The 15,234-nt window shown below is 61.2% G+C and carries 13 protein-coding genes; 4 read left to right on the top strand and 9 right to left on the bottom strand.

The window, feature by feature from the left end; all coding sequences use genetic code 11:
- Nucleotides 1–34: 34 nt before the first annotated feature.
- From AC0L37_RS06875 to AC0L37_RS06850, 6 genes are all read right to left on the bottom strand, one after another.
- A complete protein-coding gene (locus tag AC0L37_RS06875) occupies nucleotides 35–283 on the bottom strand; it encodes a response regulator (RefSeq protein WP_282221607.1) in 249 nt (82 codons plus the stop codon).
- On the bottom strand, nucleotides 262–3,891 hold the full coding sequence (locus AC0L37_RS06870; protein WP_282221608.1) for a PAS domain S-box protein: 3,630 nt from the start codon (nucleotides 3,889–3,891) through the stop codon (nucleotides 262–264). Before AC0L37_RS06870 ends, AC0L37_RS06875 begins: the two co-directional genes overlap by 22 nt.
- 58 nt (nucleotides 3,892–3,949) lie before the next feature.
- On the bottom strand, nucleotides 3,950–5,209 hold the full coding sequence (locus AC0L37_RS06865; protein ID WP_212657658.1) for a GGDEF domain-containing protein: 1,260 nt from the start codon (nucleotides 5,207–5,209) through the stop codon (nucleotides 3,950–3,952).
- Nucleotides 5,196–5,546: an Hpt domain-containing protein gene (locus tag AC0L37_RS06860; protein ID WP_212657657.1), complete on the bottom strand. Its 351-nt coding sequence runs from the start codon at nucleotides 5,544–5,546 to the stop codon at nucleotides 5,196–5,198. The genes AC0L37_RS06865 and AC0L37_RS06860 overlap by 14 nt, the downstream gene beginning before the upstream one ends.
- A 6-nt stretch (nucleotides 5,547–5,552) precedes the next feature.
- Nucleotides 5,553–6,764, bottom strand: coding sequence for a GGDEF domain-containing response regulator (locus tag AC0L37_RS06855; RefSeq protein ID WP_282221609.1), 1,212 nt, complete (start codon nucleotides 6,762–6,764; stop codon nucleotides 5,553–5,555).
- A 270-nt stretch (nucleotides 6,765–7,034) separates the two neighbouring features.
- Entirely contained in the window at nucleotides 7,035–7,238 is a 204-nt protein-coding gene (locus AC0L37_RS06850; protein ID WP_282221610.1) for a hypothetical protein, read from the bottom strand.
- Between the two features lie 173 nt (nucleotides 7,239–7,411).
- Between AC0L37_RS06850 and AC0L37_RS06845 the strand changes: the two genes are divergently transcribed.
- Entirely contained in the window at nucleotides 7,412–8,332 is a 921-nt protein-coding gene (locus tag AC0L37_RS06845) for a nucleoside hydrolase (RefSeq protein WP_473314767.1), read from the top strand.
- A 306-nt stretch (nucleotides 8,333–8,638) separates the two neighbouring features.
- Here the strand turns inward: AC0L37_RS06845 and AC0L37_RS06840 are convergent, their stop codons facing one another.
- The 3 genes from AC0L37_RS06840 to AC0L37_RS06830 form a co-directional block, all read right to left on the bottom strand.
- Nucleotides 8,639–10,180, bottom strand: coding sequence for a tripartite tricarboxylate transporter permease (locus AC0L37_RS06840; protein WP_212657654.1), 1,542 nt, complete (start codon nucleotides 10,178–10,180; stop codon nucleotides 8,639–8,641).
- Nucleotides 10,181–10,204: 24 nt separating this feature from the next.
- Entirely contained in the window at nucleotides 10,205–10,645 is a 441-nt protein-coding gene (locus AC0L37_RS06835; RefSeq protein ID WP_212657653.1) for a tripartite tricarboxylate transporter TctB family protein, read from the bottom strand.
- A gap of 94 nt (nucleotides 10,646–10,739) precedes the next feature.
- Nucleotides 10,740–11,732, bottom strand: coding sequence for a Bug family tripartite tricarboxylate transporter substrate binding protein (locus tag AC0L37_RS06830; RefSeq protein WP_282221613.1), 993 nt, complete (start codon nucleotides 11,730–11,732; stop codon nucleotides 10,740–10,742).
- Between the two features lie 168 nt (nucleotides 11,733–11,900).
- Between AC0L37_RS06830 and AC0L37_RS06825 the strand changes: the two genes are divergently transcribed.
- From AC0L37_RS06825 to AC0L37_RS06815, 3 genes are read left to right on the top strand one after another with little or no spacing between them, the layout of a single operon-like run.
- On the top strand, nucleotides 11,901–12,578 hold the full coding sequence (locus AC0L37_RS06825; RefSeq protein WP_212659119.1) for a response regulator transcription factor: 678 nt from the start codon (nucleotides 11,901–11,903) through the stop codon (nucleotides 12,576–12,578).
- Nucleotides 12,565–13,980 (top strand): sensor histidine kinase, encoded by a 1,416-nt coding sequence (locus tag AC0L37_RS06820; protein WP_282221614.1) that lies wholly within the window; start codon nucleotides 12,565–12,567, stop codon nucleotides 13,978–13,980. The genes AC0L37_RS06825 and AC0L37_RS06820 overlap by 14 nt, the downstream gene beginning before the upstream one ends.
- Entirely contained in the window at nucleotides 13,977–15,035 is a 1,059-nt protein-coding gene (locus tag AC0L37_RS06815; RefSeq protein WP_282221615.1) for an ABC transporter substrate-binding protein, read from the top strand. The genes AC0L37_RS06820 and AC0L37_RS06815 overlap by 4 nt, the downstream gene beginning before the upstream one ends.
- The last annotated feature ends 199 nt before the right edge of the window (nucleotides 15,036–15,234 follow it).

The raw sequence follows: 15,234 nt of genomic DNA, 5'->3' as shown, positions 1-15,234 counted from the left end.
ACCGGCTGTCGGCGCGCATTGGGCGCCGACGCCCCTAGTGGCCGCGGGCCTGCGCCCGCTGGGATTCTGCTGCAGCCTCAAGAATGAGGGCGACGATTGCATCTTCGGGCGTGCGTGACTTGACCAGGGTAGCGCTCACCCGGGGATCATCGTCAACGCTTTCGGTGGCCGTAAGCACAATCACCGGACAGCCGGTATGCAGATCCAGCCCCTCCAGCAAATCCATGCCATGGCCATCTGGAAGCTGCAGATCGAGCAGGATCACATCAAAGCTCTGGCCCACCAGATAAGCCCGAGCCTCCCCAGGGTCGCAGCTTGCGTGATGTTGAGCTGACCAGACATCGCGGTGGCGATAAAATCACGGAAACCGGCATCGTCTTCCACATGGAGCACGCGTGGCAACTGTGCGCCATTGCTGGCGTTTTCAAGCTGCGCCGGCGCATCGGCTGTCAGCGGCAGATCTATCCAGAACGTGCTGCCGGCGCCTTCGACACTGGTGTAATCCAACCCCCCGAACATCTTGTCCATCATCTGCTTTGAGATGTGCAGGCCAAGCCCGGTGCCGCCTGTTTCGCGCGTGGCCGAAGCGTCGGCCTGAGAAAACGGCGAAAAGATGCGACTGCGGAAACTGGCCGGAATGCCCGGCCCAGTATCGGTAATACTCACCCGCGCCATCTTGCCCACACGGGACAGGCTCAGATGCACCGTACCACCTGCCGGTGAGAATTTGGCGGCATTGGACATCAGGTTGGACAACACCTGCTGCAGGCGGGCTGCGTCGAAATCGCAATCCATGTCCACATCGGGCGTGTCGAGCACGAAGGTCACATCGAACTGGTTGGCATAGCTCTGGTTGGTATCCATCGCCAGCTCAATTTCTTCGAGCAGCTTGTGCGTTCCAATGTCGAATTGCAGCTTCTCGGAGTTCATCTTCTCAAGATCGAGAATGTCATTGATCAACAGGATCAGCCGTTCGCTGTTCTTGTGCGCAATGGTCAAAAGACGCATGATTCCGGCAGGAATTTCGGCGGCCATTGCCCCGGTCACAAGCCCAAGCGACCCGCGGATCGAGGTCAGTGGCGTGCGCAATTCATGGCTGACATTGGAAATGAATTCGCTCTTGATCCGATCCATTTCCTTGCGGTCCTGAATGTCCTGAATCTGGGCGATGAAATAGTCAATCCGACCATCCTGGCCGCGCGCAACCGAAACACTGAGCAGGCCCCACACCGCGTGGCCTTCCTTGTGAAGATAACGCTTCTCAAGCTGATAGTCGGCGATCTCGCCGGATGTCAGCTGACTGAGCAGTTCGCGGTCCAACCCGACATCATCGGGATGGGTCAACTCGCGGAAGTTCAGCTTGAGGAAGTCTTCGCCCGAATAGCCCAGAAACGCGAACAGGGCCTCGTTGACGCTGATCCACTCCCCTTGCGGGTCGATCAGCGCCATGCCAATCGGCGCATTGTCGATCGCGCTGCGCAGGCGTTCCTCGCTTGAACGCAGCGCCGCCTCGGCTTCCTTGAGCGCGGTGATGTCGGTCTGCGTACCCACAAGGCGCAACGCTGCGCCGTTTTCGTCGCGCTGGGTAACGGTAGCGTCCGACCGCAACCAGATCCAGTTGCCACTCTTCTTACGTATCCGGTACTCGCATTCCGAGCGCGGCGTCGTCCCCGCAAAGCATGCAGCATCCGCTTCATCGACAACGGCCAGATCGTCTGGATGTACCCGCTTGCGCCATTCTTCCTGAGGGTTGATGGCGTCGTCGACGTGAAAGCCGAGCATCTCCATCCAGGTATCTGAAACAATTGACTTTCCGGCGACCAGATCGACGTCAAACACACCAATCCGGGCCCCGCGCAGCGCGCTGCTCCAGCGCTCTTCGGCATCTTCAAGGGCGATGGTGATCTGCCGCTGCCGGGTCACATCCCGCACAATGGCGGTATACCGCATCTCCCCTTCTTCGGTCTTCCAGGGGTTGATCTGAAATTCCAGATCAAGCTGCTTGCCATCGCGGGTCAGCCCGGTAGCGGGTTTGGTTCGCGTGGTGCGCGTCATCAGGGCGCCCAGAAGCTCGGCCACCGAGCGCGCGCCCTCAAGCTTGAGCAGGTCCCTGATCGACATTGAGGGGATGTCCTGGGCCTCGGCGCCAAAAATCTCCAGCGCCGCCTCATTGGCCGATAACAGGCGCCCGTGTTCATCAAGCAGCAAAATGCCGACCACAGCCGTGTTGAACACAGCGCGGTTCTCCTGTTCGCGGGCTGTAATCTCAAGGGTTTTCTGCACCACCTGATGCTGGATGGTCTCTTCGCGTCGGGCATAGCTGAGCAGGAACACGGCAAACAGCCCCGAGACCAGCAGGCCAGCCAGCAGCACCACCATCGGCTCGTTATTCTTTGTTTCTGCGTCGAACTGCGCGGTACTGATCCAGACGATGGTCCAGTACTGGCCCATCACCGGCATGGTTTCCTTGATGGTATAGGTCGGCACGCCGCGGGCTTCGTCACCGGACTGGCTCGAATAGATCAGTCGGTCTTCGTTGACCACCGGGCCATCATAGACCTGCAGCTCCAGGGTATCCTGCTGGCTCGACGTCAGATCCGTCATGAAGCGCGCACCGATGAACGGGGCATACACCCAGCCACGGAATGCAACCCGACGCTGCTCGACCGTACGCAAAGGCACCGAACGTTGGTACAATGGCTTGAGCAGCAGAAAGCCTGCGCGCCTAACTTCGTCCTGCACCAGAAAAATGCGCTTGGTAATTGTCGAGCGCCCGGTTTGCCGGGCCGTTATGGCCGCTTCGCGGCGATTTTCTTCAAAAGCAATATCAAGACCAAGCGCTGGTAGATTGGGTTCAAGCGGCTCGATGAAACGAATGACAAAATGATTGTCGCGCGGCACTTCGGTGGGATGAACCTCCAGCCCCTGAACACCCAGCGCCCTCATCCGCGCATAAAAGTCGGCCAGTTCTGTGGTGGGCACATCGTCGATAACGCCGATGCCATTAATGCCAGGCAGCGTCTTGCCAATATTGAGCGCGTCGACATAGGCGCGCCAGTCAGCGGCCGTGACCACGGAAGAGGCCATGAACAGGCCAGCCGCGCCATCAAGGCCCTGCGCATAGGAATCCATGCGGTGCAGAAGGGCCTGCTTGCTGTCATTGGCCAGACCATGAAACGCTGCGTGTCCGCGTTGATAGGCCGCTTCGCTGGTCCACATCCAGCCATAGAAGGTCATGCCCAGCGGCACCATCAAGGCCAGGATCGAGGCCGCCCGCAAGCCCGCGGCATTGTCCCGCGACCAGCCCGCGCCCCAGCTGCGCCAGGGCCCCAACAGGGCCAGCGGCAGAACGACCAGAATACCGATCAGATCGCCCATCCACCAGGTCACCCAGTTGGTGGCGACGGCCTCGGCCGGCAATAGACCGGCAATTAGCAGCGTGCCCGTGCCAACGCTGGCGGCGATCAGGCTCGCGATCGGACCAACCACGCCTGCGAAGACCACCACATCCCGGATGGATTTCAGAATGGTCGGCACACCAAATAGCCGCCGCGCGGCAAATGCAGCTGCCAAGGCCTGGAGGCTGGACCCAGCGGCAATCGCAACGGCAACTGCCAGGGCGCGCCAGTCGATACCGTCGCCGCCCAGCACAGCGCCGACATAGGCATTGACCACGAACGAGCCGAGGAAAACGCCGACCACCAGGCGCGGGGAAAAAATCAACAGCGCGGCAATGGCAATGCCCGAGGCGGGCCATATGATAGTCGCATAGCCCGGCGGCACCGCAAGTCGCAGGCCAAGCACACCTGTCACCACATACAGCAACGCTACGCCCAGACTAAGTCCGGCCAGTCTCAACCAACGATACTCGACTGGTCTTGTTTCACTCACCTGCGCACCGGCCCTTTTGCTGCGGAGAGCCAGAATGGCCCTCACCTGGTTCATCGCCCTAAGCGCTGCGTGCCTGCAGCGTGGGCGCGATGACCACCCGATTGCGTCCATTATCCTTGGCGATGTAGAGCGCCTCGTCGGCGCGCCCAATCAACCCCTCCACTGAGCTTCCCATTTGCTCACTGCTTACCCCGACACTGACCGTGACGGAGAACGAGGTTTCCGGGCCATCAAATTTGAGTTGCTCAAATGATGTGCGCACCTTGTCCATGACAATCTGCGCCCGCGTTGCATCGGTACCCACCAGCAGCACCGCGAATTCTTCGCCACCATAGCGGGCAATCACGTCGGTCTGGCGCAGCGTGCCCTGCAGCGAATGGGCCAGCGTGCGCAGCACCCGGTCGCCACACAGATGGCCATGCGTATCGTTGACCCGCTTGAAGTGATCGAGGTCCAGCAGGCACAGCGAGAAGGTCGACCCCGTACGGCGCGACCGGCCCAACTCGTCGGCCACGCGATCCTTGAACCGGGCATGGTTGAGCAGGCCCGTCAGGCTGTCGCGGTCCATGACCTGACGCAGCGCCCGTGCCCGCTCCGCCCGAATGGCGATCAGCGAAGCCAGACCCTCCAGATCCACCGGCTTGGAGATGAAGTCGTCGCCGCCGATCTTGCGTGCTTCGCGCTGGCGTTCCATGTCTTTTTCCGCCGACAGGAAGACGATGGGCAGCGACAGGTTCTTGCGCGACAGGCGCATGACGCTGGCGACTTCAAGCCCGTCAGCGGTGGGCATGTTCATATCCATCAGTACCAGATCAGGCGCGCAGCGATTAATCTCATCGCACGCCTTGACCGCATCAGTGACGATGGTGGCTTCCATGCCCGCCGCCTCAAGCGCCAGACCGTAAGTCTGGGCGGCGATTTCGTCGTCATCGACAACCATGATCGAATAGGGCTTGGTTTCGGACTGGCTCAGGCTGGTCAGCCAGGCACCCAGTTCCACCATATCGAGCGGCAGGGCCAGGCTGGCCCGCACCCCGGCCCGCACCGCTGCCAGATTGGCCGCAAAACCCTGCTCTTCACCCACCAGGATCACCGGGTGATAGGCCGACATCACCTGCGCCAGTTTCAGTTCGGGATCAATGCTGTGCCCGATGATCACTGCCAGACAGTTTTCGGGCGGCATGTCGTGCTGCAGATCGACTGTCGCATAACCCAGACCCGCCAGCTTGTCGGCCAGCTCCTTGGTCTGTCGTGCGTGATCGATGATGCAGATCAGCTTGGCTGCTGGCTCGTCTGTCTCTGTTTCAGGCCGGAGCATGGTTGCCCCCGTTCTGGGTGACAGGTTCACCACAGATCCGTCGGATCGTCTCGGCCAGCGCCTGACTGCCCTCCCCGATCTCGGTCGCATCGGCCTGCGCCAGAATACGCGTCTCGAGATGACTGGCTGGCTCTTCGAGCGTCACCAGACCAAATGTCGCCGAGCCGCCGGCAAGCCGATGTGCCAGATACTGGATCCGGTCGCGATGCGCCTGATCGTCGGCTTTGCACAGCGCAACGCCAAGCGCTTCGAACTCGGCGGCATCCCCAGCAGTGCGCTGCGAAAAGGCCGTGCTGAGAGCCGCCATCTTGGCTTCAAATTCTGCCTTGGCTGTCATGGGCGCTTACTCACGATACTCTACCCCTAGATCCGCGCCGACCTGCCAGCGCTTCTCAACTTCTCGCGGTGCGCCCACACCCACGATCTGAAATTTGAATCGGTCCGGAACCTGAAAATAGCTCTCAATGCGCAGGTGCGCACCTGATTCTGAAACATTGCGCACCGAGCAATCAATCACCGAGTTGAGACCCTCAATGATGATCTTGCCGCGTTTGAGCACCCGCTTGCGGGCCTCCTTGCGCATCTCTTCCAACTGCCGCATCGACATGGTCTCAGCCACGATGGGGCTGAGTTCACCTTCGGGCAGCTCGTCGAGCGTGAAGCCATAGGGCAGTCCCAACTGCTCGGCCTGCTCCAGCACTTTTGCCGCCGCCTTGGTGACAGCATCGGCACTATCGCCATCGGCAGGAAATGTCGCTGCGCCAATGGCGGGTTCGATTTCGATCTGCATGCGGTTGTGTTCTTCGGACAGCCGTACGCTCTCGTAGATACGTTTGCAGGCGGACGCCACAAAATCGGGGTCGGTCCGCCCTTCGAAGACGATGACGAACTGATCAGCCCCCAGATGGCCACACAACGCGCTCTCGGCGGTGGCCTCTTTCAGCAGGCTGGCGAAATTGCGCAACAACTTGTCGGCGATCACATAGCCCAGATCGCTGCGGATCTTGGGCAGCAGCTTTGGCCGCACCATGATCAGCGTGAACCCGTCCTGGGCGTGCCGGAAGCGCAGATCGCTCAACCGGGCCTCGACATAGCTGGCCGAATGCAGCCCTGTCAGGCTGTCAAAGCGCGCATTGCTGCGCAGCTTGTCAGTTTCCGCCAGCCGCAGCCGATCTTCCTTGCGGCGCGCAATGGCGCCCTGAATGGCCCGGATCAGTTCGCTGCGATCCAGATTGCGCTTGGAGACATAATCGCTGAAGCCAATACGGAAGGCCTTGACCGCCGTACGCTCACTGCCCTGCCCGGTCAGCATTATGATCGGCGGGGGATCCTCGAAGCCGTCTTTGATCGCCTTGCCCAGCGCCAGCCCGGTATCGATGCCCAGATCATAGTCGAGCACCACACACTCAATGGAAGGATCGACCTTGAGCAAGGCCATCAACTCATCGGAAGTGCTGGTTTTGACCGCGTGAAGACTACCCTCATTGGTGAACAACGAGGCGACAAATTCCATATAGAGCGGGTCATCATCGATGACGGCGACACGTGTAGCCATCGGGTTTTGTCTCAACATTCGGCGTTCTGGGCACCGTGAGCGTAGCCCTGAGGGGATGAACAGCACCTTACCTAAAATTTCTGACACGTAGGGAAAAGCCTGAGTTTGCTGAAGAAACGCCCCTGTCGATCACACCACCCCGACCATGGTGAGCGACCTTGGAGACAAGGCAAACCACCCACCCACACGCCGGAAGCCAACACGTCTGCCCACCCCACCCCACGGACTGCGGCCTGGACAATTGACAGCGGCAGCAAGTTGCGACAACAATCAAAAGTCGAAAATAATCAAAATAAACCGAACGACCGGTTCATTGAGAATGCGCTTCTTCCACACCCAGAAATTCAACCAAAACCCCATATTATAGGCGTTATATTGAATTTTTTTGGCGACTGACGAACCTGCGCACAATTCGAATACAAACGATAGCTTGTCGCCCATAGCGGCCAGCGTCCATACGGTGAGGAGCACCACTGAACCCCTTCTGCGGGGATGCGATGACGCGCGGCCGGATGCCAGCGTTCGCGCGTCAACACCCGTCGCCGAAAGTCAGGCCTGATGGGGTTTTTCCCTCTCGGACCAACCGTCGCTCGCGCACTTGGCGAGCAACCCGACCATGATCACTTTTTTTACCGAGGCCGACCAATATGACCGATTTTACCGTGTTCGACGTTGATTATCCGCCCCATGCGCGCCAGCGCGTGATCGTCAACACCGACGCCAAGAACGAATGTGACGACCAGTTTGCCATCGTTCAGGCCATCCTTACGCCGTCCTTTGAACTGCATGGCATCATTCCCGCCCATTTCGGTGACAAGAAGTCCAAGACCAGCCTGAAGGACAGTCACGACGAGACCATGCTGGTGCTCAAGCTGATGAATCTTGAAGGCAAGGTTCGGGTTGAGGACGGCGCCACCCATGCCATGCCCGACGAGACCACGCCCGTCGACTCGCCCGGCGCGCAATTGATCATCGAGGAGGCCATGAAGGACGACGACCGTCCGCTGTTCATCGCCTTTTATGGCCCGGTGACAGACATCGCCTCGGCACTGCTGCTCAAGCCCGAAATCGAGAACCGCAATATCATCGTGATCTGGATCGGCGGCGGCCACTGGCCCGCTGGTGGCCGTGAATACAACCTGTCCAACGATATTCCCGCCGCCAACGTGCTGATGAAGTCCAAGCTGACCGTTTGGCAGGTGCCCCGGACCGCCTATCGCACCATGAGCGTGACCTATGCCGAGATGATCGAGAAGGTTTCGCCCTGCGGCGAGATCGGCAAATATCTGGTCGAGCAGGTGATCGAGTACAATATGCGCACCGATCCGCACATGGAGTACCGCTCGCTCGGTGACTCCTCGTGTATCGGCCTCATCCTCGATCCCGAGGCGGGGGTATGGGACTACCGGCCTGCGCCCCTGTTTGATGAACAGATGAAATATGTCCACAACGGCAAGTACCGCCCAATCCGCGTCTACGACAGCGTCAATACCCGCTTCGTGCACGAGGATCTGTGGGCCAAGCTTGCCCAATTCCATCGTCGTGGCTCGCGTGACCACCGCAGCTAGGCTCTAAAACCCAGATACGGCCCGGGCTCGCTGGCACACACCGCGGGCCCGATCATATCCCCCCATATCCGGAGATCGACCATGCGTATTCTCATCATCGGGGTGACCGGCATTATCAGCACCGGCATTGCCCGCCCGTTGCTGGCGCGAAATTACACGACGAACTCAATCTGTCCCCCTTGATCGGGGGGGGCCGGGAGGAGATGAAGCGCCACGCGCATTCGCAGGCACTATGCCGGGAGAGGATGAGGGCACCGACATCGTGTGATGCGGCGCCCTCTTGTCTGTCAGACCCTTGGCGTACGATCAGTCGGGATCGGCGCCTTCAACGTCATCCTTATCGGCGATCTTGGGACGCAGATAGCGGCCCACAATCACCGGCAGGATGAAACCGACAATGGCCATCGTCCACAGCGCGATCGAGAGTGGCGAAGCGACCAGCGTCATCACATCACCATCCGAAATGGTCATGGCGCGCCGCAGGTTTTTCTCCATCTGATCGCCGAGCAATACGCCCAAAATGATCGGCACCAGCGGAATATCGAGCTTGCGCAGCACCCAACCCAGGACACCGAAGGCGATCATCACCATCAGATCAAATGTCGAGCCTGACACACCGTAAATGCCGACAAACGAGATCATCGCGACGCCCGGCATGAGATAGCGCGGCGGGATCATCAGCAGGCGCACAAAGAACCCGACCATGGGAATATTGAGCGCCAGCAACATGAAGTTGGCGATGAACAGCGCCGCGATCAGGCCCCAGACCACATCCGGATTGTTCTGGAACAGCAAGGGGCCGGGTGTAATGTTGAGCGCCAGCAGCATGGCCAGCAGCACGGCGGTCGTGCCCGAGCCGGGAACGCCCAAGGCCAGCATGGGCACAAGCGCACCACCGGCGGCCGCATTATTGCCCGCCTCGGGTGCCGCGACACCGCGCGGATCGCCCTTGCCGAACGTGCCGTTCTTGTCCTTGAGACGTTTCTCGAACGAATAGGCGATGAACGAACCCAGCGACGCGCCAGCACCGGGCAGCACACCGGCAATAAAGCCCAGCACAGTACCACGGGCCATGGAGCCAGACGTCTGTTTCAGCATCGCAACTGGCGGGGTAATACGGCCCAGCTTGACGGTCCCGTCGCCGCCTGTTGCCTTGGCCGTGCCACGGTGTTCAAGGAAGGTGAAAACCTCCGAGAGCGCGAACATGCCGACAATGGCGACCAGGAAGTCGATGCCGTCATAGAAGTGGACTTCACCAAAGGTGAAGCGCGGCACGCCGGTCTGGCCATCCACGCCGATCAGCGCGATTGCCAGCCCCAGTGCGGCGGCAAAGGCAGCCTTGGCCTGATTGCGGCTGGCCAGACCACCCAGGGTCGCAAAGGCCAGCGTAAACAGCGCGAAATACTCCGCAGGCCCAAACAGCAGCGCAACCTTGACCAGCTGCGGCGCCAGAAACACCAGTCCCCAGGTGGCAAAGAACGAGCCAACAAACGAGGAAATCCCCGAGATCGACAGGGCCTCACCCGCCTGCCCCTTGCGGGCCATGGGATAGCCATCCAACGTGGTCATCAGCGCCGGCTCGTCACCGGGTATGTTGAGCAGGATAGAGGATATGCGCCCGCCATACATGGCGCCGTAATAGACGCTGGTCAAAAGGATCAGCGCAGGCGTGGCGGGCAGCCCCAGTGTGAACACCAGGGGGATCATGATGGCGACGCCATTGGAGGGCCCGAGCCCCGGTAGAGCCCCGATAATTGTGCCCAGAAGGCAGCCGATCAGGGCCAGTCCAAGATTTTGCCAGGTCAGGGCAATCAGAAAGCCGTCGGCGAGAGATTGAAGAGAATCCATGTCTTTATGTCTTTCTAGCCGGGGTCAGAAACCCCAGGGCCCTCTGGCGAGGGAAAGGCCAAGGATGATCCGGAAAACCAGGAAGATGCCGCCTGAAATCAGCAGCCCGGCCAGCGCCGCCTTGAGTGGCGGGGTGCCCAGACGCCAGGACAGAAACCCGCCGCAAACCGCGGTCGACAGCACAAAGCCGACAATGGGCAGGAACTGGGCATAGGCAATCAGCGCGACCACGGCGACGCCGATTTCGAGCAGCCGCGGCAGTGCGGGCCAGACGGGTTCTTCATCGGGCCGCACCAGAATGGTGGCCGAGGCGAGCCCGATAACAACAGCAATGACAATCGGAAAGGCGCGTGGACCCAGAGGGTCCTGGATAAAGCTCTCCTTGATCAGGAAAGCCCCCCAAATAATAAGTCCCGAAAGCACCAGACCGGCAATTCCGAGCAGACGATCGCTGGAATTCCTCATCGGCTCCCCCTCCTGCGACATGACACCATGACCCCCATGGGGTCAGCAAAACGAGGCCCGCACCGCGATGCGCGGGCCCCGGATGTGGCGTGATCTATTCGATCAGGCCGATTTCCTTGGACAGGGTCGAGATGCTGGACACGGATTCGGCCACAAAAGCCTCGAAGTCAGCGCCGCGCAGGTCGAGCGGCGCCAGACCATTGGCCGCCATGGTGTCTTTCCACTCGGCCGAGTCATAAACGGCACCGATCTGCTCAACCCAGAAATCATAGGCTTCGTCAGACATGTCGCCGGGGCCGTAAAAACCGCGCCAGTTGGCACCGATCACGTCGACGCCCTGCTCGCGGGCCGTTGGGTAGGAGGCGAAGTCGCCTTCGAGACGCTCAGGCGCCAGCACGGCAATCACCTTGATATCGCCGGAATCCACGAAACCCTTGGCTTCGGACGCATCGCCGGTAAACGCCTGCACGCTGCCAGCCAGAAGCTGGGTCACAGCCTCACCACCGCCATCAAACGCCACATATTTGACGCTGCGCACGTCATCAATGCCCGACGTCTTGGCCGCGATGAGCACCTTGAGGTGATCCCAGCCACCCACAGCGGAGCCACCGGCGACCGAGACACTGGTTGGATCAGCCTTGATCATCTCGAGCAGCTCGGGAAGCGTGTTGATCTCGGAATCCTTGGCCACCGCGATGATGCCGTAATCGGCACCGACCGAAGCCAGCCAGCGTACCTGGCTCATGTCATTGCCGGGGTAAGCCCCCTGGGCCAGACGCGTCGAGGTTGCCGAAGAGGCCGCCACGATCAGATTGTCTTCGCCATTGCGCTTGTTGACGACTTCAGCGAAGGCCACGCCACCACCACCGCCAGCCAGATTGGTCACCTGCATGGTGCCTGGGATCAGATCGAGATCCTGCAGAGCCTTGCCAACCTGACGGCAGGTGAAGTCCCAGCCGCCGCCTGCGCCCGCTGGCGCAATGCATTCGGTATTGTTGGCCTCGAACGCCATGGCGCCCGGCGCGTAAGCAGCCGCGCTGAGCGCAGCAGCCAGAAAAGTGGCTTTCGCCACGGAAAGCAGCTTCATCGGAATCTCCTCATTTTGTGCCCGCCGCCGATTACCGGTCTTGCGGGCCTGCTCGATGTCTAACAGGCCAACCTGTCATCAAGCTGTCGTCGCCCCACTTCGGGCATTGGGCTTGCAAGCCCCGTGCATAAGCGCTCAATTGCGCACACGCTTGGGAGGGCGCACATCATTCGCATTCTGTTGGTTGAGGACACTCACGATGTCGCCGATGCCATCGTCGCCAGCTTCGGCCGGCGCGGCGATGCGGTGGATCATGCGCTGACGCGGGTCGCCGCCGATGACCTGCTGGCCCTGCAGCGCTATGACGTGATCATCCTCGATATCAACCTGCCCGACGGCAACGGTCTGTCGCTGCTCGCCGACCAGCGACGACAGGGTGTTACCACCCCCATCCTGATGCTGACGGCACGGCTCGAGGTCGATGACCGTGTGGCCGCGCTTGATCGCGGTGCCGACGACTATCTCGTCAAACCCTTTGATCTGCGTGAGCTTGAAGCGCGTGTACGCGCCCTGGCCCGACGGGCGCAGCGCGATCCCTCCGAAGGCTCGACAATCACCTATGCGGATCTTGAAGTCGATATTGCCGGGCGCGTCGTGACCCTGGGCGGTCAGCCGATCAATTTGACGCGGCGCGAATTTGGTGTGCTTGAGGCGCTGCTGATCAACCGTGGCCGGGTCATTTCCAAGGAACAGATATTTGAGCGCATCTTTTCGTTCGATCAGGGCGATGTCGGCCTGAACGCTGTCGAAATCTATGTCGCCCGGCTGCGCAAGAAGCTGGACGGGGGCGAAGTGTCGATCAAGACCCTGCGCGGATTGGGATATCAGCTCTTTGCCAGTCAATAGCGCATTCCGGCATATCGGGGCCCGCAATGGCCGCCCCCTGTCCCTGGCCTCCCGCCTGTTTCTGGCCATTGGGCTGATCCTGCTGACCGGCGGCATCATCGTCACCGCTGCGGCGCTGGCCTATGGCCATCAGGCCGCCCGCAATGCCTTTGACCGCCTGCTGGTGGGCGCGGCCAACCAGATCTCGGCCTCGATCTCCATCGTTGAAGGCGATCCGCTGGTGGATCTGCCGGTGACCGCGCTGGAACTGCTCGCTCTGGCGCCCGAAGATCGCATTGCCTATCGCGTTATCGACCCCCAGGGCGTGACCCTGACCGGCTATGACGATCTGGCGCTGCCCCCCACCGACACCGATCTCAGCTTCTTCGATGGCACATTTGCCGGCGACCCGGTCCGGCTGGTGGCCGTGCGACGGCATTTCGCCGAACGCGGCTTCAGCGGCACCGTGACCACCATTGTTGCCCACACTACCATTGCCCGTCAGGCTCTGGCCTGGGATATCGCGCGCAATGCCTGGATGATGCTGGCCGTGGCCGGGATCGGCATGGTTGCCCTTGCCGTTTTCTCGATCCGCTCGGCCCTTGTGCCGCTCAAACGCATCGGTCAGGACCTGCTGGCACGTGACCCCAAGGACCTCACCCCGCTCGATATCGCGGTGCCGCGCGAACTGCGCGCCATCGTCGATTCGATCAACCGGTTCATCACCCGCCTGCACCGCCAGATCGATGGCATGCAGAACCTGATTTCCGACAGCGCGCACCAATTGCGCACGCCGATTTCTGCCTTGCGGGCGCAGGCCCAATTGGCCGCCGAGGAACAGGACCCACACCGCCAGTCCGAGATTGTCAGCAAGATCCTGACGCGCTCGGTCGGCCTCAGCCGCCTGACCGATCAGATGCTGAACCGCGCACTGGTCATCCATCGCGGCGACAGCGCCGCCCACAAAAGGATCGACTTGCGCCGCGTCGCCATGGCCGCCGCCGAGGTCTTTGATGATGGGGCGATCTTTGAAGCCGGGCGACTGCATCTTGACCTGTGCGAGACCCCGGCATGGGTCGCCGGAGATGCCTTGTCGCTGCAAGAGGCGGTCAAGAACCTGATCAGCAATGCGCTCCAGCATGGGGCTGGCAGAGTGACCATCGCCGTGCTGTGCCAAGGCGGTCAGGCGGTGTTGACCGTGCATGATCAGGGCAAGGGCATGACGGCCGAGCAAGCGCACCTGCTCGGACAGCGCTTTTTGTCGGCCGACCAGCACCGCACCAGCGGCACCGGCATTGGTCTGTCCATCGCTCACGCCGTGGCCCATGCCCATGGCGCAACGATGGCGGTCGATATCGCCTCCAATACCGGGTTTACCATCAGCCTGACGATCCCGCTGCAGCACGAGGAGCGCGCGCCATGAACCGCATCGTCTCGGCCCTGTTTGTTGCCATGATGGCCTGTACCGCCTGCCTGGCTCAGGAAGACTCCGCGGTATTCGGCCTGCCCACGGCAACCGAAACACTGGTCGTGCGCAGCACCACCGATATCGGCGTCTTCGCGCCGGTCATGCTCGACTTTCTGGCCAGTCGACCCAATCTGGCCATTGCCTATGAACAGTGGGGCTCAAACGATCTGGCGACACTGGCGGCCAGCCATTGCGCGGCAGGCAGCGGCAGCGCCGATCTGGTCATCAGCTCGGCTGTCGATCTGCAGGTCCAGCTGGTCAACAATGGCTGCGCGGTGGCGCACAGATCGCCCGCCACGGACGCCCTGCCGGCCGCGCGCAACTGGCGCAACGAGATCTTCGGCATCACCGAGGAACCTGCGGTGTTGATCTACAACACCCAGCTGGTGGCGCCGGACGAAGTGCCCCTGTCGCGCTTTGACCTGATCGACCTGCTGCGCCCCGCCGATTCCCGCTTTGTCGGCCGCGTCGCCACCTATGATATCGAAGCCTCTGGTCTGGGCTATCTGTTCGCCTTCATGGACTCCCTGCAGGCCAATACTTTTGGTCGGCTGCTTGAAGCTTTTGGCCGTTCGGGCGCTGTGGCCACCTGCTGTTCGGCCGAACTGATCGACGCGGTGGCCGATGGCCGGTACCTGATCGCCTATAATGTGCTGGGTTCCTACGCGCTGGCCCGCGCCGACAAGGACCCGCGCATCGGCGTACGGGCGCCCAGCGATTACGCGCTGGTCCTGTCCCGCGCAGCGCTGATCCCCAAACACGCAAAAAATGTCGGCGCTGCTGGCGGCTTCATCGACTTTCTGCTCTCCAGCGCCGGCCAGACCGCGCTGAGCGAGGCCCGACTGGTGGTCAGGATCGGCGGAGCCGATGGCGCCGACTTCGATCTGCCCGGGGGCGGACCATCAAGCCTGCGCCCCATCGCCCTGTCACCCATTCTGCTGGCTGGCATGGACCAGCACAAACGCCGGATTTTTCTCGACCAATGGCGCCAAAACCTGCGCCAGAAATAGCGCGGCAACTGCAGCACAGCTTCAGGGCGATCAGAGCCACACGGCGCGGACCATTCAAACCGCGTCGCCCCTAGCGGCGAGCGCTCACCAGAGTGCGGGTAAGGGCCGGACCTGTGCTGGGAAGCCCGGAATCTGTTCAACCAAATTCTGGTGGCGGTACCCAGATCAGGCGAGGCAAGCACTGGCAGTGTCCTGCAAT

Source organism: Devosia sp. J2-20, from assembly GCF_055808475.1.
The sequence above is the reverse complement of the archived record's forward strand: the minus strand, read 5'-3'. Positions and strand labels throughout refer to the sequence as shown.

Bases quoted from the DNA above. Each gene is read 5' to 3' on its own strand.
- AC0L37_RS06865 (WP_212657658.1), bottom strand. From the start codon at position 5,209: ATGCTCCGGCCTGAAACAGAGACAGACGAGCCAGCAGCCAAGCTGATC.
- AC0L37_RS06860 (WP_212657657.1), bottom strand. From the start codon at position 5,546: ATGACAGCCAAGGCAGAATTTGAAGCCAAGATGGCGGCTCTCAGCACG.
- AC0L37_RS06855 (WP_282221609.1), bottom strand. From the start codon at position 6,764: ATGGCTACACGTGTCGCCGTCATCGATGATGACCCGCTCTATATGGAA.
- AC0L37_RS06845 (WP_473314767.1), top strand. From the start codon at position 7,412: ATGACCGATTTTACCGTGTTCGACGTTGATTATCCGCCCCATGCGCGC.
- AC0L37_RS06840 (WP_212657654.1), bottom strand. From the start codon at position 10,180: ATGGATTCTCTTCAATCTCTCGCCGACGGCTTTCTGATTGCCCTGACC.
- AC0L37_RS06835 (WP_212657653.1), bottom strand. From the start codon at position 10,645: ATGAGGAATTCCAGCGATCGTCTGCTCGGAATTGCCGGTCTGGTGCTT.
- AC0L37_RS06830 (WP_282221613.1), bottom strand. From the start codon at position 11,732: ATGAAGCTGCTTTCCGTGGCGAAAGCCACTTTTCTGGCTGCTGCGCTC.
- AC0L37_RS06815 (WP_282221615.1), top strand. From the start codon at position 13,977: ATGAACCGCATCGTCTCGGCCCTGTTTGTTGCCATGATGGCCTGTACC.